Here is an 895-nt window from a genome sequence, read left to right on the forward strand (position 1 = left end):
GGCGCGGGTGGGGGCCGGGGTGGGGGTGGCGTCGGGTGCGGTGCGGGTGCCGGGCGCGGTGCGGGTGCTGCTCGGAGTGGACATCGGCTCAGGCCTCCTGGAGTGCGGGGCGGACGGTCCGGCGCTCGATGCGGCGGTCCCCGGGGTCGGCGGTCACCACCCGGTCGACGTACACCCCGGGCAGGTGCACGGCGTCCGGGGCGATCCCGCCCGGCTCGACGATCCGGTCCGCCTCGACCAGGGTGACCCGGCCAGCCGCCGCGCAGAGCGGGTTGAAGTTCCGGGCGGCAGCGTGGAACACGCAGTTGCCGTGCCGGTCCGCCACCTCGGCCCGGACCAGCGCGAAGTCGGCCGTGATCGCCTCCTCCATGAGGTACCGGCGACCGCCGAACTCCCGTACCTCCTTGGGCGGTGAGGCCAGGGCCACCGAGCCGTCCGCCGCGTAGCGCCAGGGCAGCCCGCCCTCCTCGACCTGGGTACCGACCCCGGCCGGGGTGAAGAACGCCGGGATGCCGGCGCCGCCCGCCCGCAGCCGCTCGGCCAGCGTGCCCTGGGGAGTCAGCTCCACCTCCAGCTCGCCGGAGAGGTACTGCCGGGCGAACTCCTTGTTCTCCCCGACGTACGAGGAGGTCATCCGGGCGATCCGGCCCGCCCGCAGCAGCAGGCCCAGCCCCCAGTCGTCCACCCCGCAGTTGTTCGAGACGACGCGCAGCCCGGTGGCGCCGCCGTCCACCAGGGCGCCGATCAGTGTGCTCGGGATGCCGCAGAGGCCGAAGCCGCCGACGGCCAGCACGGCACCGTCGGGGATGTCCCCGACGGCATCGGCGGGGGAGTCCAGGACCTTGTCCAAGGGATCACCTCGTGAGGAGTGAGTGAGTGGGAGGGGGGAGGGGGG

General features: G+C 74.9%; 1 protein-coding gene. It reads right to left on the reverse strand.

From position 1 onward, the window contains the following. Nucleotides 1-88 precede the first annotated feature (88 nt). Nucleotides 89-850 carry a CoA transferase subunit A gene (locus OP86_RS32515; RefSeq protein WP_030060254.1) on the reverse strand — a complete coding sequence of 254 codons (762 nt, stop codon included), beginning with the start codon at nt 848-850 and terminating at the stop codon, nt 89-91. Between the last annotated feature and the right edge of the window lie 45 nt (nt 851-895).

Origin of the sequence: Streptomyces novaecaesareae (assembly GCF_000716875.1) — a bacterium.
Lineage (GTDB): Bacteria > Actinomycetota > Actinomycetes > Streptomycetales > Streptomycetaceae > Kitasatospora > Kitasatospora novaecaesareae.